This is a genomic window from Brevundimonas sp., from assembly GCF_044336875.1.
Classification (GTDB): Bacteria; Pseudomonadota; Alphaproteobacteria; order Caulobacterales; family Caulobacteraceae; genus Brevundimonas.
On sequence record NZ_JBIIOP010000013.1, the window covers coordinates 55,916 to 78,986 of the forward strand.

21 protein-coding genes and 1 pseudogene are annotated in these 23,071 nt (G+C 67.8%); 11 read left to right on the forward strand and 11 right to left on the reverse strand.

Annotated elements, in window-relative coordinates; translation table 11 throughout:
• Positions 1-127 precede the first annotated feature (127 nt).
• Both ACIQ1T_RS14180 and ACIQ1T_RS14185 read right to left on the reverse strand, forming a co-directional pair.
• A complete protein-coding gene (locus tag ACIQ1T_RS14180) occupies positions 128-2,179 on the reverse strand; it encodes an OPT family oligopeptide transporter (protein WP_395945193.1) in 2,052 nt (683 codons plus the stop codon).
• A 74-nt stretch (positions 2,180-2,253) separates the two neighbouring features.
• Positions 2,254-3,051, reverse strand: a complete 798-nt coding sequence (locus ACIQ1T_RS14185; RefSeq protein ID WP_395945194.1) for a phosphatase PAP2 family protein — start codon at positions 3,049-3,051, stop codon at positions 2,254-2,256.
• A gap of 282 nt (positions 3,052-3,333) precedes the next feature.
• Between ACIQ1T_RS14185 and mutM the strand changes: the two genes are divergently transcribed.
• A complete protein-coding gene (mutM, locus tag ACIQ1T_RS14190; RefSeq protein ID WP_395945195.1) occupies positions 3,334-4,206 on the forward strand; it encodes a bifunctional DNA-formamidopyrimidine glycosylase/DNA-(apurinic or apyrimidinic site) lyase in 873 nt (290 codons plus the stop codon).
• 63 nt (positions 4,207-4,269) lie between these two features.
• On the opposite strand, the gene ACIQ1T_RS14195 is transcribed toward mutM, so the two are convergent.
• Entirely contained in the window at positions 4,270-5,730 is a 1,461-nt protein-coding gene (locus ACIQ1T_RS14195) for a P-loop ATPase, Sll1717 family (RefSeq protein ID WP_395945196.1), read from the reverse strand.
• 277 nt (positions 5,731-6,007) lie between these two features.
• Here ACIQ1T_RS14195 and ACIQ1T_RS14200 point away from each other — a divergent pair, with 277 nt between their 5' ends.
• Genes ACIQ1T_RS14200 through ACIQ1T_RS14215 form a run of 4 tightly spaced genes read left to right on the forward strand, consistent with a single transcriptional unit; the run spans position 6,008 to position 9,079 of the window.
• Complete coding sequence (locus ACIQ1T_RS14200) at positions 6,008-6,559, forward strand: hypothetical protein (RefSeq protein ID WP_395945197.1); 552 nt, start codon at positions 6,008-6,010, stop codon at positions 6,557-6,559.
• 46 nt (positions 6,560-6,605) lie between these two features.
• A complete protein-coding gene (locus ACIQ1T_RS14205; RefSeq protein ID WP_395945198.1) occupies positions 6,606-7,286 on the forward strand; it encodes a hypothetical protein in 681 nt (226 codons plus the stop codon).
• A 42-nt stretch (positions 7,287-7,328) separates the two neighbouring features.
• A complete protein-coding gene (locus tag ACIQ1T_RS14210; RefSeq protein ID WP_395945199.1) occupies positions 7,329-8,117 on the forward strand; it encodes an enoyl-CoA hydratase-related protein in 789 nt (262 codons plus the stop codon).
• A 41-nt stretch (positions 8,118-8,158) separates the two neighbouring features.
• Positions 8,159-9,079 carry an alpha/beta fold hydrolase gene (locus ACIQ1T_RS14215; protein WP_395945200.1) on the forward strand — a complete coding sequence of 307 codons (921 nt, stop codon included), beginning with the start codon at positions 8,159-8,161 and terminating at the stop codon, positions 9,077-9,079.
• 162 nt (positions 9,080-9,241) lie between these two features.
• Here the strand turns inward: ACIQ1T_RS14215 and ACIQ1T_RS14220 are convergent, their stop codons facing one another.
• From ACIQ1T_RS14220 to ACIQ1T_RS14240, 5 genes and pseudogenes are all read right to left on the reverse strand, one after another.
• Positions 9,242-9,628: an endonuclease domain-containing protein gene (locus tag ACIQ1T_RS14220; RefSeq protein WP_395945224.1), complete on the reverse strand. Its 387-nt coding sequence runs from the start codon at positions 9,626-9,628 to the stop codon at positions 9,242-9,244.
• A pseudogene (gene recQ / locus ACIQ1T_RS14225) lies at positions 9,614-11,479 on the reverse strand (DNA helicase RecQ); the annotation flags it as partial. The pseudogene recQ and the gene ACIQ1T_RS14220, both read right to left, overlap by 15 nt.
• Positions 11,480-11,563: 84 nt before the next feature.
• Complete coding sequence (locus ACIQ1T_RS14230) at positions 11,564-12,541, reverse strand: complex I NDUFA9 subunit family protein (RefSeq protein WP_395945201.1); 978 nt, start codon at positions 12,539-12,541, stop codon at positions 11,564-11,566.
• 245 nt (positions 12,542-12,786) lie between these two features.
• Positions 12,787-14,748: a M1 family metallopeptidase gene (locus ACIQ1T_RS14235; RefSeq protein WP_395945202.1), complete on the reverse strand. Its 1,962-nt coding sequence runs from the start codon at positions 14,746-14,748 to the stop codon at positions 12,787-12,789.
• Between the two features lie 82 nt (positions 14,749-14,830).
• On the reverse strand, positions 14,831-16,099 hold the full coding sequence (locus tag ACIQ1T_RS14240; protein WP_395945203.1) for a multidrug effflux MFS transporter: 1,269 nt from the start codon (positions 16,097-16,099) through the stop codon (positions 14,831-14,833).
• A gap of 109 nt (positions 16,100-16,208) precedes the next feature.
• On the opposite strand from ACIQ1T_RS14240, the gene ACIQ1T_RS14245 reads away from it, so the two are divergent.
• The 5 genes from ACIQ1T_RS14245 (at position 16,209) to ACIQ1T_RS14265 (ending at position 21,082) form a co-directional block, all read left to right on the forward strand.
• Positions 16,209-17,654 (forward strand): AMP nucleosidase, encoded by a 1,446-nt coding sequence (locus tag ACIQ1T_RS14245; RefSeq protein ID WP_395945204.1) that lies wholly within the window; start codon positions 16,209-16,211, stop codon positions 17,652-17,654.
• Positions 17,655-17,898: 244 nt separating this feature from the next.
• On the forward strand, positions 17,899-18,522 hold the full coding sequence (locus ACIQ1T_RS14250) for a hypothetical protein (protein WP_395945205.1): 624 nt from the start codon (positions 17,899-17,901) through the stop codon (positions 18,520-18,522).
• Complete coding sequence (locus ACIQ1T_RS14255) at positions 18,522-18,824, forward strand: winged helix-turn-helix domain-containing protein (protein ID WP_395945206.1); 303 nt, start codon at positions 18,522-18,524, stop codon at positions 18,822-18,824. The genes ACIQ1T_RS14250 and ACIQ1T_RS14255 overlap by 1 nt, the downstream gene beginning before the upstream one ends.
• Positions 18,825-18,959: 135 nt before the next feature.
• Complete coding sequence (locus tag ACIQ1T_RS14260) at positions 18,960-19,739, forward strand: tyrosine-protein phosphatase (RefSeq protein ID WP_395945207.1); 780 nt, start codon at positions 18,960-18,962, stop codon at positions 19,737-19,739.
• Complete coding sequence (locus ACIQ1T_RS14265; RefSeq protein ID WP_395945208.1) at positions 19,736-21,082, forward strand: anthranilate synthase component I family protein; 1,347 nt, start codon at positions 19,736-19,738, stop codon at positions 21,080-21,082. The genes ACIQ1T_RS14260 and ACIQ1T_RS14265 overlap by 4 nt, the downstream gene beginning before the upstream one ends.
• On the opposite strand, the gene ACIQ1T_RS14270 is transcribed toward ACIQ1T_RS14265, so the two are convergent.
• The 3 genes from ACIQ1T_RS14270 to ACIQ1T_RS14280 are packed head-to-tail and all read right to left on the reverse strand — an operon-like array spanning position 21,034 to position 22,555.
• Positions 21,034-21,594 carry a TadE/TadG family type IV pilus assembly protein gene (locus ACIQ1T_RS14270; protein WP_395945209.1) on the reverse strand — a complete coding sequence of 187 codons (561 nt, stop codon included), beginning with the start codon at positions 21,592-21,594 and terminating at the stop codon, positions 21,034-21,036. The genes ACIQ1T_RS14265 and ACIQ1T_RS14270 overlap by 49 nt on opposite strands.
• Complete coding sequence (locus tag ACIQ1T_RS14275) at positions 21,594-22,100, reverse strand: TadE/TadG family type IV pilus assembly protein (RefSeq protein ID WP_395945210.1); 507 nt, start codon at positions 22,098-22,100, stop codon at positions 21,594-21,596. The genes ACIQ1T_RS14270 and ACIQ1T_RS14275 overlap by 1 nt, the downstream gene beginning before the upstream one ends.
• A gap of 35 nt (positions 22,101-22,135) precedes the next feature.
• The gene (locus ACIQ1T_RS14280; protein WP_395945211.1) at positions 22,136-22,555 is read right to left on the reverse strand and encodes a pilus assembly protein N-terminal domain-containing protein; all 420 of its coding nucleotides are present in this window, start codon (positions 22,553-22,555) and stop codon (positions 22,136-22,138) included.
• 238 nt (positions 22,556-22,793) lie between these two features.
• Between ACIQ1T_RS14280 and ACIQ1T_RS14285 the strand changes: the two genes are divergently transcribed.
• On the forward strand, positions 22,794-22,976 hold the full coding sequence (locus ACIQ1T_RS14285; RefSeq protein ID WP_395945212.1) for a Flp family type IVb pilin: 183 nt from the start codon (positions 22,794-22,796) through the stop codon (positions 22,974-22,976).
• Positions 22,977-23,071 lie beyond the last annotated feature (95 nt).

The window sequence follows — 23,071 nt, forward strand, 5'->3', positions numbered from 1 at the left end:
GGTGGGGGCGGCCGGCAAGGCCGCACCTGCCTAATCAAAGACAGATCTGTGGGACGTCGCCCTGCCGCCCCCACCCGGCTTCGCCTTCGGCTCAGCCCCCCTCCCCCGCTGGGGGAGGGAGAGGTCTTTAGACCTTCGCCGCCAGCTTCCGCGTCCAGGCGTACAGGCCGAACACGGCCGCCGCGAAGGCCACGATCCCCGCCAGCATGGCCGGCCAGGCCGAACCTTCGGGCAGCATGGCGAAGGGCGCGTCGTCGCGGGTCGCCACGATGACGCCTGCGGTGAAGACCCCGAACAGGCTCTCGCCCACGATCAGGCCCGAGGCCAGCAGCACCCCCATCCGCCGCGCCACATCGGCGTAACGGGTGGACGAGACCGCCTTGTCGTAGATCCATCCCGACACCGCGCCGATCACCAGCATGGTCGTGACCGCAGCCGGCAGATAGAAGCCGATCCCCACCGCCAGCGGCGGCAGCTTGACCTTGCCGTTCGTCGCCTTGGACACGACGGCGTCCAGCACGATGATGACCACGCCGATCACCGCGCCCAGACCGATCAGGTCCCAGCGCAGGTCGCCGCCGATGACGCCGCGCGCCAGGGCCGAGATCAGGGTGGCCTGGGGCGCCGCCAGGGTCTTGGCGCCCTCGACGATGGCCGGCGGGCCGCCCTCGAAGCCGAAGGCCTGGTTCAGCAGGTTCAGGATCAGCGGAATGACGATGGCCCCGGCGCCCACGCCGACGATCAGGGCGATCTGCTGACGCCAGGGCGTGGCCTCGACCAGCTGGCCGGTCTTCAGGTCCTGCAGATTGTCATTGGCGATGACGGCGACGGCGAAGACCACGGCCGTGACGATCAGGGCGAAGGCGATGATCGACGGATCGGCCGGCACGCCCGCGATGGCCATCACCCCCAGCATCAGCAGGGAGGCGATGATGATGGCCAGGATGCCGACGCCCGAGACCGGGCTGTTCGACGAGCCGATCAGCCCGGCCATATAGCCGCAGATGGCGGCGACGGCGAAACCGATCAGCACCACATAGACCAGGCCGCCGATCACCAGCAGCGGGGTCGAACCGGCCAGGGCCGGGGCGCTCTGGGCGAACCAGGCCAGCAGGCCGGCGATCCCGACCAGGCAGACCACCGAGATCGCGCCCACCAGTCTGATGGGCAGGTCTTGTTCCGTCCGCTCCAGCACCTCGCCGTGGGCGCGCTTGGCGTTGGCGGCCAAAGCCGAGGTCAGGCCGCCGATCAGGGGCCCGGCCAGCTTGACCAGGGTCCAGAGGGCGGCGACGCCGATCACGCCGGCCCCCATGAACCGCACTTCGCGGGCCCAGACGGTGCTCGCCAGTTCCTCGGCCGGCGCGCCTGCGGGCAGGGTGGAGGCGATCGACGGAATCCCGTGCGCCGTCAGCCAGGCCACGGTGTCGGGGCTGGTCAGGATCGGCACGGCGATGGCCCAGGCCAGGACCAAACCGAACAGCTGGGCCAGACCCACGGTCAGGCCGATCAGATGCCCGGCGCCCAGAAGCGCGAACTGCATGCCGAAGCCCATGCCGGTGGCGCCCCCGCCGAGCGCGGCGGGCAGTTTGAAGAATTTCGCGGCCTCGCCGGCGAAGACCCGGCCCGCGACCAGCAGGGCGTATCCGGCCGAGACGACGGCGCCGGCGACCACGACCCACAGGCCGGACTTGTTCTCGCGCACCGCGCTCTCGGTCTGTTCGGCCCCGCGCGAGCCGACCTTCAGCACCTCGGCGGCGGCGACGCCCTCGGGATAGGGCAGGCCGCCGTTGGTCACCAGGGCCCGCCGCAGCGGGATCGAGAAGGTCACCCCCAGCACCCCGCCCAGGATGCAGATGGCCACCGACTGCCAGAAGGGAAACTCCAGCCACCAGCCGATCATCACCAGGCCCGGCAGGACGAAGATGATCGAACTCATGGCCCCGCCGACCGAGGCCACGGTCTGGACGGTCATATTCTCCCAGATGGTCGAGGTGCGGAAGGCCCGCAGCACCGCCATCGAGATCACCGCCGCCGGAATGGCCGAGGCGAAGGTCAGTCCGACCAGCAGGCCCAGATAGGTGTTGGCGGCGGTGAAGATCACCGCCAGCAGACAGCCCAGCACCAGGGCGCGGAGCGTCAGTTCAAGCCGGCCCTTCGGGGCGGCGGCGGCGTCAGTCATCGGATAGTCCCCACGTTCGCGGCGGACGTAAGCGCATTCTGTCGCGCGCGGCAACGGGTCTCGGGCGAGGCGCCTCAGGCGGCGGTCAGAAGCGCCGGGCGCGTCCGGCCTCGCCGGATCAGGGCCAATCCGGTCTTCATGCCGCGATACAGCAGGACCAGGACCAGGGCGGTCACCGCCCAGGACAGCAGGACGTCGGACAGGAAATGACCTCCGAAGGCGATGCGGTTGGCCGACAGACTGACCGCATAGGCCAGGGCCAGACCCACCGCGACCGGCCGCCATCGGCGCGGCGCCAGGACCAGGGCGGCGGCCACCATCCAGGCCGCCCCGGCGCCCTCGCCCGAGATGAAGGAGCAGTTGGACTGACAGGCATCGCTGGGCGCCCAGGCGGCGGTGAAGGCGTCGTGACCGCCGAAGACCTGCACGTCCACCGGCCGGGCGCGGCCCCACAGTTCCTTGAAGACGCTGTTCACCACCAGGCCGGGCCCCAGGGCCAGGCCGCCGATGACGAACAGGGCGCGCCGCGCCGCCAGATCGGCCTTGCGCCGCCGCACGACCCGCCAGATCCAGCGCCCGATCGCCGCCAGCAGCATCAGCGACATGACGAAGGTCGAACTCTTCCTCAGGGCGCGCAGGGCCGGATTGTCGGACAGGAAGAAGCCGTCGCGCGACCGGTGGAACAGGTCGCTGACCGCCAGATCGACGCCCGGAAACATCAGGAAGGCGGCGCTCAGCCCGACGATGGTCGCGGCGGCGGCTATGGCCGCCTCCTCGCTGGACAGGCGCGGCAGGCGAGGAAGACCGAGGGCGAAAGCCCGGGCGCCGGACCGGACGGTCTGCGGCGCGGAAACTGCGGTGAAGTCGGTCACGATCGTCCCCCCGGATGGTCGTCGGCGCCCCTCATACCCGCCGCCTGTGTCGTGCGGATGAGGGCGGAGTGTCGGCGGGGTTGCTGTCGATCCGTATACGGAAGATAGGGTGTGGGGTGTGGGGTGTGGGGTTCGGGGCGTGGGGCATGGGGCATGGGGTGTAGGGTGTAGGGCGTGGCGACTGCTTTCCGACGAACCGATTTGTCCCCAAACCCCCCCCCCCACACCCCACCCCCCAAACCCCCGCTTGGCGACGCCCCACAGCCGGTCTATCCCCTCTCCATGCCTGAACTTCCCGAGGTCGAAACCGTCCGACGCGGCCTGACGCCGGTGCTGCAGGGCGCGCGGCTCAGCCATGTGCGGATCAACCGCCCGGACCTGCGTTTCCCCTTCCCCGACCGGTTCGTCGACCGGCTGGACGGGGCGACCGTGCTGCGGGTCGACCGCCGCGCCAAATATCTGCTCATGCCCCTGTCGACCGGCGAGACCTGGATCACCCATCTGGGCATGACCGGCCGTTTCACCCTGGACGGAAGCCAGCTGGGCGAGTTCGAGGAACCGGCCCCCATCGCCGGCAAGCACGAACATTTCAGCGCCTGCGCCACCCCCTCGTCAGGACCGGGCGGCCGCACCCGCATCGGCTACGCCGACGCCCGCCGTTTCGGCTTCATGGGCCTGATCCCGACCGGGGCGGTCGAGGCCCACCCCTGGTTCGCCGGCCTGGGGCCGGAGCCCCTCGGCAACGGCTTCTCCGGCGCCCACCTGTCCGAGGCCTTCGCCGGCAAGGTCCAGAACATCAAGGTCAGCCTGCTGGACCAGCGTATCGTCGCGGGCCTGGGCAACATCTATGTCTGCGAGGCCCTGTACCGCGCCCGCATCTCGCCCCTGACGGCGGCGGGCGAACTGTCGAGAGGCCGGCTAGAAACCCTGACGGCGGTCATCCGCGACGTCCTGAACGACGCCATCGCCGCAGGCGGCTCGACCCTGAAGGACTTCGCCAACGCCGAGGGCGGCCAGGGCTATTTCCAGCACCGGTTCGACGTCTACGGCCGCGAAGGCGAACCCTGCCGGGGCGAGGGTTGCACCGCCGTCGTCGCCCGCATCGTCCAGGGCGGACGGTCCACCTTCTACTGCCCGAGCTGTCAGGGGAGGTGAGATTATAGGGTTTGTGTGATGGAGGTGTTCAGCCTTAAATTGTGAGCGGTTCGTCCATGGCAGCTAGGCTCTCGTCTCTCGAAGTTTCGCATATTCTTTGAGGCCGAGATGGACCTTGAATCGATTGGCGGCGCTATCCCAACCGGCCTCAGGGTCTGTGTATTGGAATGCCCATGAAGATCCGCCATAGCCGCTGCGACGATCATATCCAATAACTGAAAATCTGTAGAGGAGCGCCAAAGCTTCTTCTGCTTCTACCTGATTTTTGCTTGATTTTCTTGATCCATACTCCTTTTCGAACTCTTTTCGTTCGAACGTTATTGTGCTTATTGCTGACAGGGCGCGAAGTGCTTCTTCCCACTCGGGCCAGTGAGATCCTATCTCATCGTCAAGCTCTTGTTTCAGGTATCGTGAATACTCATCCCTAGAATTAACGATATCTGGGTTGGTTAGATGGAGCGGGTCTTCGGTTCGGCGCTTAGCTTCGGCTAGTATTATGTTTAGAAACTGAATAACATCTCTTGGTCTGAGGAATGTACGCGCCAAGATGTGATCCCATTTCTTTTGAGACCCGCGCATCAAATCAGGTTCGGCAATGTCCGTCCACAGCGCATGAGGGCCGAGTTTTGCCTTAAGGCGGGTTTCGACTAGCTCAAGCAGATTGGTGGGATTCCAGGCGATGTGGAGTGCCACCGTTTGCGTGATTTTATTTTTGTCCGAAAACTGCAGCTCTTCCCAGAGGTCGGTTCGTAGGTAGACAATTGGGGAGATGGCAACGTCTTCTGTGCCGCCGTTTCGACGAACATCACGAGCTGCCAATATAAGTCCCACGAGCATGTGTGCCCGGTCGTCTTCTAGTCTAGACATTCCTTGATCAAGTTCGTCGAAATGCAAAGTTAAGTGTCTTTGGCCGGTATCCTTTGCTACCTCGATGACTGAGGTCATGATTGCTGAGGTCAGGGCGTTCATTTCTAGACCGAAGTCTCGATCTTTTCCCTTTCTGTCTAAATCAATGCCGCCAAGTGCGTTTCCCATAACTGATGGAGACAAAGACAGCTTGGATAAAATAAGCTTCGCGGGTCTTAAAATCTCTCCAAGGTTTGGAGTGATTCCGCCGTAGTTATCTTTTAGAAACTGAGCCAATGACTTTGAGTGCAAGCTCCTAAAAGAGTCTGGATGGGCGAGAACCAGTGAGGCTAGTTCTACAGCGATTAAATAGCGCCATGACGACACATACGCCTCAATTTCGGATGCCCCATGATCGATCCGCGCGGCGTGCACTTTCCACGGGTATCCCCTGAGATTCAAAGGCTTAGAAGACTGATGTTTCGCCGCACCTTCGGTGAAATAACGAACTAGTGCCGTTTTACCAGTTCCCTTCCGGCCAAGCGCCATAAACACCGTACTGTTCTCGATGCTCCCAACCGCCTTTGTGGCGAGGAAGTAATCTAGAACGGCGTCGTCTTCGGCGGCGACGTCACCAAATGTGTTGAAGTCTCTAAGCGAAATCTGGGCGTCAGGCATGGAATATCACGTTAATGGTTTGGCCAAGGCGTACCGTGCATCTTTCGTAAGAGCAACTGACAAGAGTTCTCGACCGTGGGAAGTTTCGATCGGTGCTAGTTCGTGGTGGAGTAGGCCGTGCATAGCATCTCGAGATCATTGCCAAAGGTGGCGAGCGAGGCCAAGTGGCGACAACACTCTCTATGTTCTGATTTTCGAATGGTGAGAGCCGGTTGGGCGTCTACAAGAAGGCGATCTGCGTACGCTGGATATGAGCACAGGAAGAGACTGGAAAAGTATGCTGGAGCTGGCCGAAATGGTTGGTCTGTCGGCCTTCCTTCCGCCCCGTCGGTCGTGCCACATCCCCGACATGACCCTGCGCCAGCGCCACCTCTGGATCGCCATCCTCGTCACCGTCGCGGTCTGGGGCCTCTATGCCTGGGTGCTGGTCTCGGCCGTGATCGACGGCGGGCTGAACCGCGAGGGTTTCGCGGGCGAGATGGGCGGCCTGTTCGTCCTGGGCCTGCTGCTGATCGGCGTCGCCGAGGGCGTGCTGAATCTGATCGCCCGGCTGCTGCCGCGCCGCGACCAGCGCGAGGGGGCGGCCGAAAAACGCGCGGCCCTGGAGGCCAGCCATCTGTCGCTGATGGCCCTGATCGGCCTGGTCGCGGCCCTGGCGGCGACCCTGTTCTGTTTCGGTCTGTTCGGCGGCGGGGCGATTCAGGCCCTGCTGCGGGTCGCGATCCCGGCCAATCTGCTGGTCCTGCTGGCCAATCTCCTGATGGGCTGCGTCGTCCTGTCCGAACTGGCCCGGTTCGCGACGACCCTCTATCTGCTGCCGCGCCGCTGAGACGCTGCGACCGGATTTGACGCAGGCGCGCGTCAGGCTTCGGTCCATGACCGATCTCTCGCCGCCGCCTTCGCCGCGTCGCCGTTACGACGCCGACCTCTGGGATCAGGCCCGGAGCCTCTACCAGCAGGGTCATACGGCCGAGACCGTCTGCGCCCGGCTGGGCCTGGGCCAGACCGCCTTCTGGCGTCGCGCCAGAAAGGGCTGCTGGCGCCGCGTCGACGTCCCCGCCGGGCCGGCCCCCGACCCCTATGATCCCCAGGCCCCGGTCCCCGACCGCGCCGCCCTGATGGCCGACGCCTGGAAGCGGGCGGCCCACGCCCAGGCCCAGGGCCGGGTCGCCGAGGCCCTGCGCTGGATGCGCCATCACGCCGCCATGGCCGACGCCGCCCGCGCCGAAGACCGCGAGATCGACCGCCAGAGCGCCGAGCGGATGCGCGCCATGACCCGTTCCGCCCGCGGCGTGGAGGCCGAGGCCTTGGCCGCCCTGCAGCAGGTCCGCAACGAGCGCCGCGCCCGCGTCCTGTCCCGGGCCGACGTCGCCGCCGACGAGCTGGCCGCCCTGACGCAGGTCATGCAGCGGGTGGAGGCGCGCGCCGGATACGAGGCGGCGAAGGGGAGGGAAGGACAGTCGAAATCGGACTCCTCTCCGCTGAACCGCGCCGAACGCCGCCGGGCCGAGCGCGCGGCCCGTCGTCCCGGCGCCGCCGCGACGCTTCCGCCCTGATCCCCGGCCCTGTATGACCGCCGAAACGAAGGAGAAACGCCCATGGCCGACGCCTATTCCACCCTGCTGATCGAGCGGAACGCCGACGGCTATGCGGTCGTCACCCTGAACCGGCCCGAGGCCCTGAACGCCCTGAACTTGACCCTGTTCGGCGAACTGGCCGCCTTCCTTGATGCGGTCGAGGGCGACGACAGCGTCCGCTGCCTGATCCTGACCGGCTCGGGGACCAAGGCCTTCGCCGCCGGCGCCGACATCAAGGAGATGGCGGGCCAGACCTACGCCGACATGACCAAGGCGAACTTCTTCGCCCTGGGCCACGACCGGATCACCCGGTTCAGGAAGCCGATCATCGCGGCCGTCTCGGGCTTCGCCCTGGGCGGCGGCTGCGAACTGGCCATGTTGTGCGACTTCATCATCGCCTCCGAGACGGCGAAGTTCGGCCAGCCCGAGATCAATCTGGGCGTGGCTCCCGGCATCGGCGGCTCGCAGCGCCTGACCCGCCTGGTCGGCAAGTCCAAGGCCATGGACATGATCCTGACCGCCCGGATGATGGACGCGGTCGAGGCCGAACGCGCCGGCCTGGTCAGCCGCGTGGTCCCCGGCGACCGTCTGCTGGACGAGGCCCGCGAGGCGGCGGCCAAGATCGCGGCCCAGAGCCCGCTCGCCGTCATGATGAACAAGGAGATGGTCAACGTCGCCCTTGAGACCAGCCTGGCCGAGGGCGTCCGGTTCGAGCGCCGCCTGTTCCACTCCCTGTTCGCCTTCGACGACCAGAAGGAGGGCATGGCCGCCTTCGTCGAAAAGCGGAAGCCGGACTTCAAGGGCCGGTGATCGGTCAACCGATCGCCGCGATCCCGCGTTAGGGGCGGATCATGATCCGTCTGCTCCTGCCCCTTTTCGCGACCCTGATGGTCGCCCTGCCGTCGCTCGCCGCCGCCCAGACCTCGGCCCAGGCCCAGCCGCCCCTGCTGCAGGGCTTCGCCCCCGCCTTCCGCTCGGACCGGATCATCGTCGAGACGCGCGGCTCCGGCCCCGACATCGTCTTCATCCCCGGGCTGGGCTCGACCGGCGCGGCCTGGCGGTCGACGGCGGACCGGCTGGACGACCGCTACCGGGTCCATCTGGTCACCCTGCGCGGCTTCGGCTCCACCGACATCGGGGCCAACGCCAGCGGCGGTCTGGCCGGCCCGGCGGCGGCCGAGATCGAACGCTTCATCCGCGAGCAGAGGCTGCAGAAGCCGGCTCTGATCGGCCACTCCCTGGGCGGCCAGATCGCCCTGCGGGTGGCGGCCGACCTGGGCGACCGGGTTGGTCGGGTCATGGTGGTCGATTCCGCCCCCTTCTTCCCGGCCCTGGTCGATTCCCGCGTCACGGCGCGCGAGGTCGAGCCCCTGGCCCGGCTGGGCTATCAGGCCCTGATGCTGTTCGGGGACCAGGCGCTGAAGAGCCAGGTCTCGGCCCTGGGCGGCGACCTCGGCCTGGCCGGCGACATGGTGTTCGACGGCCTGGGCCTTCAGGGCGGCGACCGCCGCGTCCTGGCCCAGGGCCTGTACGAGGCCCTGACCGTCGACCTGCGCCGCCGCCTGCGCGAGATCACGGCCCCGGTGACGGTGGTCTATGGCTGGACCCCCGATGCGAACAGCCCGCGCAACCGGCTGGAGGGCCTGTATCGTTACGGCTTCTCCGACCTGCGCCGCCCTGCCCGCTTCGTCCGTATCGAGGGCGCCGACCACCAGGTCATGATCGACCAGCCTGACCGCTTCCAGGCCGCCGTCCGGACGTTTTTGGGATAAGACCTTCCCCCGCCTGCGGGGGAAGTGTCAGGCCTTGGCGCGCAGCGACACGCCTGACGATGGGGGGAGTTCATCTTGCTTCAGCAAGAAGACTTCCCCCTCCGACCCTGGTTCGCTTCGCGAACGCCGGGCCACCTCCCCCGCTGCGCGGGAGAGGGTCTTTTACGAACCGCCCCGCGCCTCGCGCAGGATGTGGTCGGTCACGGCGTCGATGTCGTTCAGGACCGAGCGCGCCGGGATGCGCAGGGTGCGGATGCCCTGGTCCAGCATGAAGGCGTCGCGGCGCGCGTCCTGCGCGGCGCGGCCTTCGTGGCTGTCCCCGTCGATCTCGACCGCCAGTCGGACCCCGGCGCAATAGAAGTCCAGCACATAGGGCGGCATAGGATGCTGGCGGCGGAACTTGAGGCCGCCCAGCTTCTCGCCCCTCAGCGCCTGCCACAGCTGAACCTCGGGCAGGCTCATGTCGCGCCGCAGATCGCGCGCCCGATCGACGATGTCGGACGGCCTCGGCTCGTCGGAATCCTGGCCCCTCGCCAACGTCTCCAGCACCCCCTTGCCGTACCGGTCCAGCTTCGACTGACCGACGCCCGAGATGGCCCCCAGACTGGCCAGGTCGCCGGGTTCGGCGTGGGCGATCTCCAGCAGGGTCTTGTCCTGGAAGATGACATAGGGCGGGACGTGCTGTTCCGAGGCGCGGTCGCGGCGCCAGGCGCGCAAGGCCTCGAACCGGGCGCGGACGTCGGCGTCCATCGTCTCCAGCGCGGCGTTGCGCCCCTCGCCCGAGCGGTCGCGACGACGTGGAGCGGCGTCCGCCCGCAACGGCGCGCGCCGCACCTCGATCTGGCGTTCGGCCTTGTAGACCGCCCGCACCGCCTCGGAATCGCCCAGCCCGACCAGGGGCTTGCCGTCGTTGGGATCCTCGACCAGCAGCCCCTCGAACAGCAGGTGGTCGACGATCTCGCGCCAGCTGGTCAGCGAAATCTCCCGCCCGATCCCCCAGGTGGACAGGTTCTGCTCCCACGGCTGGACGTCCTTGGTCCGGCCGGTCAGGTGGTCGACCACCCGGTTGCGCCCGAACCGGCCGCCCAGACGCTGCACCGCCGCCAGGGCCTTCTGAGCCGGGACGGTGGCGTCATAGAGCTGGGGCGGGTCGCCGCAGATGTCGCAGACGCCGCAGCGGTCGGCGTCGTGCTCGCCGAAATAGCGGCGAACGGCCTGGGCGCGACAGACGGCGCCGTCCAGCATGGCGAACAGCTGGCGGGTCTTGCGCACCTGGACCTGTTTGACCTCCTCGGCCATCGGTCGGCTGTCCAGCCGGCGCAGCGACCAGGCGATGTCGGACGGGCCGTACAGGGTGATCCCTTCGGCCGGTTCGCCGTCGCGTCCGCCGCGTCCGATCTCCTGCCAATAGGCCTCCAGCGACCCCGGCGGATCGGCGTGGATGACGAAGCGGACGTCGGCCTTGTCCACCCCCATGCCGAAGGCGATGGTGGCGACCATGACGGCGCCCTCCTCGGCCAGGAACCGCTCCAGCCGGCGGTCGCGCTCGCGCGTATCCATGCCGGCGTGATAGGCGATGGCGTTGGTCCCGGCGTCGCGCAGGGCCTGGGCCACCCGGTCGCAGCCGTCGCGGCTGCCGCAATAGACCACGCCCGACTTGCCGCGCCGCTCGCGCACCAGTTCGATGACCCGGGCGTCGGTCTTGGCGCGCGAGGCGCTCTCCTTGCGCTCGGCCGACAGCTGCAGGTTCGGCCGGGCGAAACTGTCGACGAAGACCTGGGCCCCCTCCAGCCGCAGCGAACGCAGGATGTCGTCGCGGGTCCGGGCGTCGGCGGTGGCGGTCACCGCGATGCGCGGCACGTCCGGGAACCGCTCGGCCAGCAGACCCAGGTTGCGATAGTCGGGCCGGAAGTCGTGGCCCCACTGACTGACGCAGTGGGCCTCGTCGATGGCGATCAGGCTCAGCGGCAGTTCGGCCAGCCGGTCCATCATGGCCCCCGCCGCCAGACCTTCCGGCGAGACATACAACAGATCCAGATCGCCCGACCGCGCCGCCGCCCAGATGGCCGACCGCTCGTCCAGCGACACGCCGGAATCCAGCCGGGCGGCGGCCACCCCCTGCTGTTTCAGCGCCTCGACCTGGTCGGTCATCAGGGCGATCAGGGGCGAGACCACCAGGCCCAGGCCGGGCCTCAGTATGGCGGGGATCTGATAGCAGACGCTCTTGCCGCCGCCGGTCGGCAGCACGGCGAGTACGTCGCCCCCAGACAGGATCTGCTCGACCACCCGGCTCTGCAGACCCCGGAAGTCGGCATGGCCCCAGACGCGCGACAGCAGGGCCCGTGCGTCGTTAAGGTCGGGCATGTCCGTCGAAGAGGGCTGGGGCTGCGTGTCCGGCATCCTTGAGTTGTGCACTATTTGTTCCCGAAAACGAAGAACCGCCTGCCGCGAATCCGGCCGACGGTCCAATCGAATGGGGACGGATCAGTGGGCGGGCGACTCGGCGAACTGGCCGCCGACGCGGTAGCGCCACAGGTACGACGGCGCGATGGACTCCAGGCTGGTCGGATGGACCACGCCCAGATCGGCCAGGGTCAGGGCGCCCGGCGCGACGACATTGTCGCTTTCCAGCATCGTCACCTGATCGACGGTCAGGGGCGGGGTCAGGCCCAGGAGGCGCACGGTCTGGAACACCGAGCCCAGGATCTTGGCGGCGAAGAAGGGCACGCCGACCAGCAGCTTGTCGCGGCCGGTCTCGCGGCGCACCAGCTCCAGCACGTCGCGCAGGCTGTAGGTGGCGGGGCCGCCCAGTTCGAAGGTGCGGCCGGCCGCATCGGCGCGGGTCGCGCCGCGCGCGATGGCCTCGGCGACGTCGCCGACATAGACGGGCTGGAACTTCGTCGTTCCGCCGCCGAACAGGGGCAGGACCGGGGCTGCGACGGCCAGATTGGCGAACCGGTTCAGGAAGCCGTCGCCGGCGCCGAACACCACCGACGGGCGCAGGATGACGGCGTCGGGATAGACGGCGCGGATCTCGGCCTCGGCCTCAGCCTTGGAGCGGGCGTAGGCGGAGGCGCTGTTCGCATCGGCGCCGATGGCCGAGACCTGGACCAGGCGCTGGACCCCGGCGGCCTTGGCGGCGGCGGCGATGTTCCGGGCGGCCTCGACATGGGCGGTCTTGAAGCCGCGCTTGCCGCCTGCGTCGTGCAGGACGCCGACCAGATTGATCGCCACGTCGGCGCCGCGCAGGGCGGCGGCCACATCGGCGGGATTGGTCACGTCGCAGCGGGTGAACTGGATCTGGCCCGGATCCCCCGAGGTCTGGACCTCGATGGCCTGGACAGGCGCGCGCACGGCGATGCGGACGCGCCAGCCGCGACGGGTCAGGGCGCGCACCGCCTGCGACCCGATGAAGCCCGAACCCCCGAACAGGGTCACGACGCCGGGGGCCAGGTCAGCCATGGGAAAGCTCCAGTGGAATTCAGTGTCGGCGGGATAGCCGATGGGGGTGCGTGCTGCAACGCGATATGGATCCGGCGCAGACCTTCCCCCGCGTGCGGGGGAAGTGTCAGGCCGTGGCGCGCAGCGACACGCCTGACGATGGGGGAAGTTTCCTCTCTAGGAAAGAAGACTTCCCCCCTCCGTCGCTGGATCGGCTGCGCCGATCGCCGCGACACCTCCCCCGCAAGCGGGAGAGGGTCTTTCAACTAAGGCCGTCCTACCAGCTGATCGACCGATCCGGCCGTGACCGGGTGATACAGGGGCCGGGCCTCGGCGTAGATGCGGCGGGCGATGGGGCGGCCCCAGTCGCCCTCGTTCCACAGGGTCTGGAACAGGGGCAGGACGAACTTGCGGCGGCCCTGGCCGGTCAGGAATTTCTCGGCCGTGGCGACCGAGGGCTGATAGCGGTGGGCCAGGGCGATCTGCAGCCAGGCGAAGGTCAGTTCGGTATTGCCCTCGTTGGCCAGGTTCAGGGTCGATTCCAGATCGGCCAGCTGGGCGGCGGTCAGCCAGTCGGCGTTGCTGCGCAGACCCTCGGGGCGCCAGCCCAGGAAACGCTGGCGCTGCTGGGTGTTCCAGTCCGTCCACGGAATGGCCGAGGCCGGGCCCTTGTCCTTGAAGAAGGCGACGGCGGCGGCGTCCACGGGCGTGAAGGCGTCCGACACCGGGGCCTTGGCGTTCGACGGCAGGCCGGGCTGATAGACCCAGGCGTCCAGCTGCAGGGCGTTTTCCAGGGCGGCGTCGCCCTTGACCAGATGGGCGCGGATGTCCTCCAGGAACATGGCCGTGGTCATCGGGCGATAGGCGTTGCGGTCGAAATAGCCGCGCAGCCAGGCGTCGAACTTCTCGCGTCCGGCGGTCTGTTCGATGGTGCGCAGGAAGGCCGAACCCTTGTCATAGGCGATGGTGTTCATGCCGTCGTCGGGATCGCGGCCGGTCAGGTCGAGGTGCAGGCGGGTGTCGGCGGCGGGCAGGGACTTCAGCTCGTCCTGCAGGCCGTCCCAGGCCAGGACCTGTTCCTGAACCGCACGATCATAGCCGTAGATCGACTCCATGATCCGGTTCTCGAAATAGGAGGTGAAGCCCTCGTTCAGCCAGAAGTCGTTCCAGGTGGCGTTGGTGACCAGATTGCCGGACCAGGAGTGGGCCAGTTCGTGCGCGACCAGGGACACCAGCGACCGGTCTCCGGCGATGATGGTCGGGGTGGCGAAGGTCAGTTTGGGGTTTTCCATCCCGCCGAACGGGAAGCTGGGCGGCAGGACCAGCAGGTCGTACCGGCCCCAGCGATAGGGGCCGTACAGTTTCTCGGCCGCATCGACCATGGCCGCCGTGGGCTCCAGCTCCCAGGCGGCGGCCCGCAGGCGGCTGGGCTCGGTCCAGACCCCGGTGCGCTCGTCGAACGGGGCGAAGGCAAGGTCGCCGACGCCGATGGCGATCAGATAGGGCGGGATCGGATTGTTCATCCGGAAGCGCCAGGCCTTCATTCCGGCGCCGGCCGGTTCGCCGTTCGGGGTCAGGTGGTCGGCGCTCATCACCACGGTCAGGTCGTCGCGGGCGACGATCCGGGCCGAATAGGTCTGGCGGATGCCGGGGCTGTCCTGGGTCGGCACCCAGGTGCGGGTCAGGATGGCCTGGCCCTGGCTGAACAGATAGGGCTTCTGGCCGCCCGCCGTCTGGGCCGGGGTCAGCCATTGCAGGGCCGCCGCGTCGGGGCGGGTCGCATAGGTGATGGTGATCTTGCGGCGTTCGTTCGGGGCGAAGGCCGGGAAATAGACGGTCAGGGGCTGGCCCTTGATGGCGTCATCGGCGCCGGTGACGAAGCGCAGCGGCTGGCCGGCGGCGTCGCGGACATCCTTGATGTCCAGGTTCCTGATGTCGAGGATGATCTCGTTGGCGCCGGGGGCGGCCAGGATGTCCAGGGTCGCCGTGCCCGCCAGGGTCTTGGCGTCGAAGTCGGCCGTCAGGTCCAGGGCCACGTCGACGACGCGGGCGATCTCGGGCCGGGCGTAGGTGTGGCTGTCGACGGCCTCGGGCCCGGGCGCGGGGGCGACGGCGGGCGGGATCATGGCGGAGCCTCCTCCGGTCGTGGCGGAACAGGCGCCCAGACTCGCAGATAGGGCGGCGGCGAGGGCGAGGGCGGAGACGAGGGCGAGGGTTTTGCGCTTCATCGCAGTTCCTGACGCTAAGCGGGACAATCGGCCCGGAGAACGCGCGGAAACGACGAAAAGATCAAGCCTTTCGCCCGTCCTTTCAGGCGGTCGCCTGAACCGGCGGCAGATGGTGCGAGCGGAACAGGCGGCCCTTTTCGGCATAGAGGACCACGGCCAGGGCCAGAAGCCCGTAGCCGGTGATGCCGACCATCATCGGCACGGTCGAGCCGTTGAACTGCTGACCCACGGCGAAACCGGCCAGCGAGCCCATGATGGTCGACAGGAAGCCCTGGGCGGACGAGGCGGTGCCGGCGATATGGCCCATAGGCTCCATGGCCATCGAGCCGAAATTGCCCGCCATCAGGCCGAAGCAGAACATGGTCATGGCCTGCAGGATCCCGAAGGTCCAGATGTTCTCGAAGCCCGCCATGGCCACCGCGGCGTGGACGGCGCCGATGACGATGAAGCCGATCAGGGCCGTGTGGGAGATCAGCCGCGACCCCAGCTTCCCGACCAGCCGCGCGTTCAGCAGCGAGGCGATGGCGATGCCGCCCGCGATGGCCGCGAAGACCAGGGGGAAGGCGGCCCGGGCGTGGAAGACGTCGGAAAAGATCTGTTCCGCCGAGTTGATGAAGCCGAACAGCCCGCCCATCAGCGCCCCCATGGCCAGGGTGTAGCCCAGCGACACCCGGTTGGTGACGGCCTCGCGGAAGCCGGACAGGATGCGGCCCATGCGGATCGGCTGGCGGTATTCGGGGTGCAGGGTCTCGGGCAGGCGGATCATGGCCCACAGCATGACCGACAGGCCGAAGGCCATCAGCACGCCGAAGATCCAGCGCCACGGGCCGAACTGCATGATCAGGGCGCCGACCGAGGGCGCCAGGATCGGCACGCCCAGGAAGACCAGGAAGCTCAGCGACATGACCCGCGCCATGTCACGTCCGCTGTAACGGTCGCGGACGATGGAGACGACCAGCACCCGCGTCGCCGCGCTGCCCAGGCCCTGACCGATCCGCGCCGCGATCAGCGCGTCGAAGGTCGGGGCCAGGGTCGCCAGCAGGCTGAAGACCACATAGATGCCGACGCCGATCATCAGCACGGGCTTGCGGCCATAACGGTCGGCCAGGGGGCCATAGACCAGCTGGGCCGCGCCGAAGCCCAGCAGATAGGCGGTCACCACCCACTGCACGCCGTTGGCGGTCTGGACCCCCAGGTCGGCGCCGATGTGCGGCAGGGCCGGCAGCATGGAGTCGATGGCCAGGGCGTTCATCGCCATCAGGGCGGCGACCAGGCAGACGAATTCGACGAAGCCGGGCTTCTGGACGGGCGCAGGCGCGGGGGATGAGGTCATCCGGGCCAGATGCGCCATGCGACCGCCTGCCGCAACCGTCCGTCTGTCATAAATTGCTGCAATGCAGCGAAATCGAGCTTGATCGCGGGCGCCTCGCCAAAGCCGCGAAGCTCCGCTAGAGGAAGTCATGACAGACAAGATGACAGCACAGGCGGCGCTGGACCGCCTCGAAACCCTCTACAATCAATCCGTGACCAACCTGCGCGACGCCGTGCGGGACTTCGTCAACACCGGCGCCCGGCCTGATCCGGTCAAACGCGCCGAAGGATTGTTCGCCTATCCCGAGCTTCGCATCCGCTGGGACGGGGATCGCCCCCAGGACCTGGAGCCGCGCGCCTACGCCCGCCTCTCCAAACAGGGCGTCTATTCCACCACCGTCACCCGGCCGGACCTGTTCCGCCCCTATCTGACCGAACAGCTGGACCTGCTGGAGCGGGAATACGAGGCGACGTTCGAGGTCGAGATCTCGCGTCAGGAAATCCCCTTCCCCTATGTGACCGACGGGCTGGAGGTCGCGCTGGACCGGTCGATGACGGCGGCCCTGGCCCGCTGGTTCCCGACCACCGACCTGGCCCATATCGGCGACGAGATCGCCGACGGCCTGTTCGACCCCAGCGAGGATCTGCCCCTGTCGCTGTTCGACGGGCTGCGGACCGACTTCTCCCTGGCGCGACTGCGGCACTACACCGGCACGCCGGTCGACGACGTCCAGTCCTATGTCCTGTTCACCAACTATAATCGCTATGTCGACGAGTTCGTGCGCTGGGCCATCGAACAGCTGAAGACGCCGGGCAGCCCCTACGAAACCCTGTCCTGCGCCGGCGGCGTGGTCATCACCCGCGACACCCCCAACCCCGAGGCGGCGATCAGCGACACGGCCTGGAAGAAGCACCAGATGCCGGCCTATCACCTGACCGCGCCGGGCCATAAGGGCGTGACCCTGGTCAATATCGGCGTCGGCCCGTCCAACGCCAAGACCATCACCGACCACCTGGCCGTGACCCGCCCCCATGTCTGGCTGATGATCGGCCACTGCGGCGGCCTGCGCGCCAGCCAGACCATCGGCGACTATGTCCTGGCCCATGCCTATCTGCGCGACGACCATGTGCTGGACGCGGTCCTGCCGCCGGACATCCCGATCCCGTCGATCGCCGAGGTCCAGCGCGCCCTCTATGACGCGACCAAGTCGGTCAGCGGAATGCCGGGCGACGAGGTCAAGCTGCGTCTGCGCACCGGCACGGTGGTCACCACCGACGACCGGAACTGGGAGCTGCGCTATTCCAAGTCGGCGCTGCGCTTCAACCAGAGCCGCGCCGTCGCCATCGACATGGAAAGCGCCACCATCGCGGCCCAGGGCTACCGCTTCCGCGTCCCCTACGGCACCCTGTTGTGCGTCTCGGACAAGCCGCTGCACGGCGAGATCAAACTGCCGGGCCAGGCCAACCGCTTCTATGAAGGCTCGATCTCGGAACACCTGCAGATCGGCATCCAGGCGGTCGACCTGATGCGCGACGAGGGGGCGAAGCTCCACTCCCGCAAGCTGCGCGCCTTCGACGAGCCGCCGTTCCGGTGATCGCCTGGGGCGTCTCCTCCCCGCTTTGCGGGGAGGTGGCTCGGAGCGCAGCGGAGAGACGGAGGGGCTCTTGAAGCCCCACGGACTTCCGTTCTTCGCGCGTGAAGAACCCCTCCGTCACGGCGCTGAAGAAGCGCCGCGACACCTCCCCATTTCATGAGGAGGAGACTGCTCTCAAAAAGCACTTTACAAAATAAAGTAATTCATCCACCCTGAGATCATCGGATTTCAGGAGGAGGGCGCCATGACGCGCGAGACGCAGGCTATCCAGGACGACATCGCCTATATGCGGGCCCTGGCCCACGAGGGTCGGCACGCGCCGCTGCTGGCGGGACGTTTCCTCGTCGCGGCGGCGGTGATCTTCGGGTCCGCCAATGTCGGCCAGTGGGCGATCCAGTCGGGTCTGATCGACGTCAATCCCTGGGCGCAGCTGTGGCTGTGGATCGGGGCCGGCGTGGTCTTCGCCGTCGCTCTGGCCGTGCTGACCAACCGGCAGAAGGGCCAGCCGGGCAGCCAGTCGGCGGGCAACAAGGCGGTCGGCGCGGCCTGGACCGGCGTCGGCTACGGCATTTTCGTCACCTGGCTGGGCCTGGTGGCCCTGTCGGTGAAGAGCGGCGACTGGGGCTGGATGGCGGCGATGCCGACCGTGGTGCTGGTCGCCTATGGCTCGGCCTGGATGGTGGGGGCGGCCATGACCCGGACCCGCTGGATGAATCTGACCGCCCTGCTGTCCTATGCCGGCGCGGTCGGCGTGGCCTGGTTCATCGACAGTCCGGCCATCTATCTGGTCTTCACCGTCGTGCTGATGGCCGTGGCCCTGATCCCCGGCCTGATCCTGATGCGGCAGGAACCATCGGAGATCGTCTGATGGCCGACGACTTCGACATCGGCCGGATCGACGAGGTGATCCACGGGCGGATCCGGCTGGGCATAATGGCCTATCTGTCCGGCGCGGACTCCGCCGACTTCAATACGCTGAAGGCCAGGCTGCAGACCACGGACGGCAATCTGTCGGTCCATCTGCGGAAACTGGAAGACGCGGGCTTCGTCGCCGTGACCAAGAGTTTCGCAGGGAGAAAGCCCCTGACCGAGGCCAGTCTGACCGAGACGGGGCGCGCCGCCTTCGTGGCCTATCTCGACGCCATGGCGGGCCTGCTGCCGGCGCGCTAGACCGAAATCGGATCAGTTGGCCGCCGGCCAACTGATCTCAGATTTCGGTCCAGCATGACTCTGGAGCCTGATTCACGGCGTCAGCGGAATCGCGAAGCGATTCCACTTCAGCCGATCAGGCTCTAGAAGGCGGGCATGAGCCCCCGTCTCCACGCCTTCGAGGCCATCGACAACTTCCGCGACTATGGCGACTACGCCACGGCGGCCGGGCGACGCGTGCGTCCCGGCCGCCTGCTGCGTTCGGGCCATCACGCCCGCGCCAGCGAAGCCGACCTGCAGGCCCTGGCGGTCTTCGACCTGGGCGCGGTGGTCGACCTGCGCCGCCCCGGCGAACGGCGCGACCAGCCGTCGCGACGACCCGAGGGCTTCGACGCCCTGGTGATCGAGGGCGGCGTCGACGACGGGGCCGAGGCGCCCCACATCGCCTTCCTGAAGACCGAGGAATTGACGCCCAATTCCGGGCGACGGTTCATGGACAGCACCTATCGCCGCCTGCCGTTCGACGCCGCGCATCTGGAGGTGTTCGGCCGCTACTTCCAAGCCCTGGGCGACCAGGACCGCCCCGTGCTGATCCATTGCGCGGCGGGCAAGGACCGGACCGGCTTCCTGGCGGCCCTGACCCATCATCTGCTGGGCGTGCATCGCGACGACATGGTCGAGGACTATCTGCTGACCAATACGGCGGTCGATCTGGTCGGGCGGGCGCCGGCCATCGCCAAGCAACTGCACCAGCGAACCGGACGTCTGGCCTCTGACGACGCCGTGGTCGCCTTCCTGGGCGTCGAGGCGGCCTATCTGGAAGCCGCCTTCGCCGAGGTGGAGGCGCGGCACGGTTCGCTGGACGCCTATCTGCGCGACGCGGTCGGGGTGGACGACGCCCTGCGCCAACGCATCGAGGCGCGGCTGTCGGCGTGAGCGACGTTCTGGCCCATGTCGTGGTTCGCGATCATCCGTGGACGGAACCTCTGTCCGTCGCGGCCGGAATCGGTGGGGAAGACGGCGCTCTGGCCCTGCTGTCCGACGGTGGACCGGGCGGGCGCTGGTCCCATGTGGCGGCGACGCCGGACCGGGTCCATGTCGGCGCGCGGGAAACGGCCCTGTTCGATCCGCTGCGCGACCCGGCCTGGGGCGCGGGCACGGTCGGTCTGGCCGGCTATGACGCCGGGGCGCGACCGGCGACGGGGGACCGCGACGCCGTCTGGCCCGACCTGATGCTGGCCCGCTATCCGGCCCTGCTCAGTTTCGACCATCACGCGGCCCGGGTCCGCGTCGTCGGCCGGGGCCGCTCCCGGGCCGAGGCCGAGGCCGCCGCCCACCGCGCCGTCGGCTGGCTGTCCGCCGCCCGCCCGCCCGAAACCCCGCCGGCGCCGGCGCAGGACTTCACGGCCGAGGCCGGGGACCAGGCCTACCGCGACGCCGTCGCCGAGGTCGTGGTCCGCATCGCCGCCGGAGAGCTGTTCCAGGCCAATATCGCCCGCGCCTGGGGCGGCGCGTTGAAGCCCGGGGCCGATCCGTTCGACGTCTTCCTGCGTCTGCAGCAGGGGCGGGCCTCGCCCTATGGCGCCTTCTGGCGGATCGGCGACCGGGCCCTGGTGTCCAATTCGCCGGAATTATTCCTGTCGCTGGACGGCGAGAGCCGCCGCATCGAGGCCCGGCCGATCAAGGGCACGCGGCCCCGGTCGACCGATCCGGTCCGGGACGCGGCCCTGGCCGCCGACCTCCTGTCCAGCGCCAAGGACCGGGCCGAAAACCTGATGATCGTCGACCTGATGCGCAATGACCTGGCCCGCGCCTCGCGCGTCGGCTCGGTCGCGGTCGAGCGGCTGTTCGCGGTCGAGAGCCATCCGACCGTCCATCATCTGGTCTCGACCGTCGTCGGCCGGGCCGCGCCGGGGGTCGCGCCCGCCGATCTGCTGGCGGCGACCTTCCCGCCCGGATCGATCACCGGCGCGCCCAAGCATCAGGCCATGAAGGTCATCGCCGCCCTGGAGCCGCCGCGCGGCGCCTGGTGCGGTTCGCTGTTCATCCTGGAGGAGGGCGGCGGCCTGACCGCCTCGGTCCTGATCCGCACCGCCGCCTTCGAACATCAGGGCGAAGGCTGGACGTTCCGCACCCTGGCCGGCGCGGGCATTGTCGCCGACAGCGATCCGCAGGCGGAACTGGCCGAAACCGAGGCGAAGATTTCGGCCCTGCGCCGCGCCCTGACGGATCAGCAGTCCGAACAGGTGATGACGGTCGTGTCGCGCGGGTTCAGATAGGCGCGACGGGTGAACTCCGCGGCCGGAAGGAATTTCTGGAACGGCGACGAATATTTGTAATAGCTCTCGGCGACGATGACCGACGCGCCGTTCGTGGCCAGCATGTCGGTTGGAATCTTGGCGTCCGATATCACCAGGGGCTTGTTCAGCTTGCTTCCGGTCGAACCGCTCGGAACCCAGCTGCGGCTCCAGTTCAGCGTATATTGGGTCGCCGACACGCGCGAGACGCTGCTGACCCTCTGCTCCATCGAGGTCTGGCCGAAGGGCGCCATGATCAGGGGGCCGACCTCGAAGATCTTGCCGATCTCCGCCTTGGTGATGGTCGAAGACTGCGACACCAGATCCGCGACCGCCGCGGCGACATGGCTGGTCCGCTTGAACGCCATATAGCCCTGACAGAGGTCCGCAGCCCCGGCGTAGAGCAGCACCATGACGGGCGCGATCAGGGCGAATTCCACCGCGGACACGCCTCTGTCGTCCCTGGCCAGTCGGGCGATCGTGGACCGGTTCATCAGAAGGGCTCGTTGCGGAAGGCGGTGGCCGTGGAAATCAGTATCTGACCCGCCCCGGCGCTCGTGACGGCCTGGGTCAGGGAGGGGACGATCATCGGCTGTTTGTACCAGATCCGCACCACGACCAGATCCTGGGCCTTTCCGCCGTCGTAGTTCATCTGTGACAGGTCCAGCTCCCCGTTTTCCTTTCTGGGGGGATCGGTGTTGTCAGAGAAACGGGCGACCACGCGCACGTCGATCGTGGTGCGGCTGGCGCAGTCGCTCTTGAAGACGCTCATCTCGTCGCAGAAGGCCTGTTTGAACTTGCCGGCGTCAAACCCCTGGGCCTGGGCCTGGCCCGTTCGCACCAGGCGGCTGGCCTTGAGCACGGCGTTTTCCGCGATCGCGTCGATGACGAAGACCAGGCCGAGCTGGAAGATCGAGAACAGCAGCAGGAAGAAGGGGGTGGCGATCAGGGCGAACTCCAGCGCGGCGGCGCCTTCGCGCGCCTTGCGCGCGCGGCTCATCCCGCCGCCCTGCCGAGGTTCACGAGACACGGCGATCAGGGCGCGACGGGCGATGCGCCGGTCGAAGCGGTGGCGCGGACGCTGGGAACACATGAGGCGCCGCACGCCATTTCCGTCGCCTGACCGCCCCGCCAGACGCGAACGGAACCGGTCGATCCGCCGGTCACGACCACTTCTCGCTGAAACAGGGTGCGGCCGACGCCGTCGACGGCGACGACTTCCGTCACCCCATAGCCCTTGCCCACGATGAACAGGGTGTTGGCGTCGACGACGGTGACGTCGGCGATCTGCGGGTTGCCGACAATGACCGACGAGGCCGAGCCGCGGAGCTGGACACGCGCCGAACGGTCGATCTCGACATTGAGGGCGCCGCTCTGGGCGAGCGCGGCGACGGGCGCGGCGATCGACGCCGAAGCCAGGGCGACGGCCGTGAGGACGAGGAGGGGGCGGGGCATCGGCGGCTCTTCTCAATTGCGCGCTTGAGCGCGAACGCCCGCATGATGACCCGAGGTTCCTCAACAAAGGCTGAAGCGGTCTCAGGCAAATTTTCTTTGGTAAATCCGTGGGTAACCACGACTTGTGACTCAGCCTTAACGCGCGTCGGGCATTTTGATCCTGCGTTTGGGGGTCAAGCGGGCTACCGGCTCCCCCCGCCAAGTTGCTCGCTGGACTTTTTAATCAAAGGAAATACCCATGACCAAGTTTGTTTCGCGCTTCGCCAAGGACGAATCGGGCGCCACGGCCATCGAATACGGCCTGATCGCCGCCCTCATCTCGGTCGCCATCATCTCGGCCGTCACCCTGCTGGGCGGTAACCTGAAGACCGTCTTCAGCAACCTCGCCGGCACGCTGACCGGCAAGGGCACCGCCGGCTAAGCCAGCGCCGACTGTCTGATGCGGGAAGGGGTCGAGGCGAAAGCCTCGGCCCCTTTTCTTTTGCGGGCGCGGCAACCTGAACTTAACGCGGCAGG

Coding starts and splice junctions, on each gene's coding strand:
- ACIQ1T_RS14180 (WP_395945193.1), bottom strand. CDS start 2,179: ATGACTGACGCCGCCGCCGCCCCGAAGGGCCGGCTTGAACTGACGCTC.
- mutM (WP_395945195.1), top strand. CDS start 3,334: ATGCCTGAACTTCCCGAGGTCGAAACCGTCCGACGCGGCCTGACGCCG.
- ACIQ1T_RS14195 (WP_395945196.1), bottom strand. CDS start 5,730: ATGCCTGACGCCCAGATTTCGCTTAGAGACTTCAACACATTTGGTGAC.
- ACIQ1T_RS14200 (WP_395945197.1), top strand. CDS start 6,008: ATGCTGGAGCTGGCCGAAATGGTTGGTCTGTCGGCCTTCCTTCCGCCC.
- ACIQ1T_RS14205 (WP_395945198.1), top strand. CDS start 6,606: ATGACCGATCTCTCGCCGCCGCCTTCGCCGCGTCGCCGTTACGACGCC.
- ACIQ1T_RS14210 (WP_395945199.1), top strand. CDS start 7,329: ATGGCCGACGCCTATTCCACCCTGCTGATCGAGCGGAACGCCGACGGC.
- ACIQ1T_RS14215 (WP_395945200.1), top strand. CDS start 8,159: ATGATCCGTCTGCTCCTGCCCCTTTTCGCGACCCTGATGGTCGCCCTG.
- ACIQ1T_RS14230 (WP_395945201.1), bottom strand. CDS start 12,541: ATGGCTGACCTGGCCCCCGGCGTCGTGACCCTGTTCGGGGGTTCGGGC.
- ACIQ1T_RS14235 (WP_395945202.1), bottom strand. CDS start 14,748: ATGAAGCGCAAAACCCTCGCCCTCGTCTCCGCCCTCGCCCTCGCCGCC.
- ACIQ1T_RS14240 (WP_395945203.1), bottom strand. CDS start 16,099: ATGGCGCATCTGGCCCGGATGACCTCATCCCCCGCGCCTGCGCCCGTC.
- ACIQ1T_RS14245 (WP_395945204.1), top strand. CDS start 16,209: ATGACAGACAAGATGACAGCACAGGCGGCGCTGGACCGCCTCGAAACC.
- ACIQ1T_RS14250 (WP_395945205.1), top strand. CDS start 17,899: ATGACGCGCGAGACGCAGGCTATCCAGGACGACATCGCCTATATGCGG.
- ACIQ1T_RS14255 (WP_395945206.1), top strand. CDS start 18,522: ATGGCCGACGACTTCGACATCGGCCGGATCGACGAGGTGATCCACGGG.
- ACIQ1T_RS14260 (WP_395945207.1), top strand. CDS start 18,960: ATGAGCCCCCGTCTCCACGCCTTCGAGGCCATCGACAACTTCCGCGAC.
- ACIQ1T_RS14270 (WP_395945209.1), bottom strand. CDS start 21,594: ATGAACCGGTCCACGATCGCCCGACTGGCCAGGGACGACAGAGGCGTG.
- ACIQ1T_RS14275 (WP_395945210.1), bottom strand. CDS start 22,100: ATGAGCCGCGCGCGCAAGGCGCGCGAAGGCGCCGCCGCGCTGGAGTTC.
- ACIQ1T_RS14280 (WP_395945211.1), bottom strand. CDS start 22,555: ATGCCCCGCCCCCTCCTCGTCCTCACGGCCGTCGCCCTGGCTTCGGCG.
- ACIQ1T_RS14285 (WP_395945212.1), top strand. CDS start 22,794: ATGACCAAGTTTGTTTCGCGCTTCGCCAAGGACGAATCGGGCGCCACG.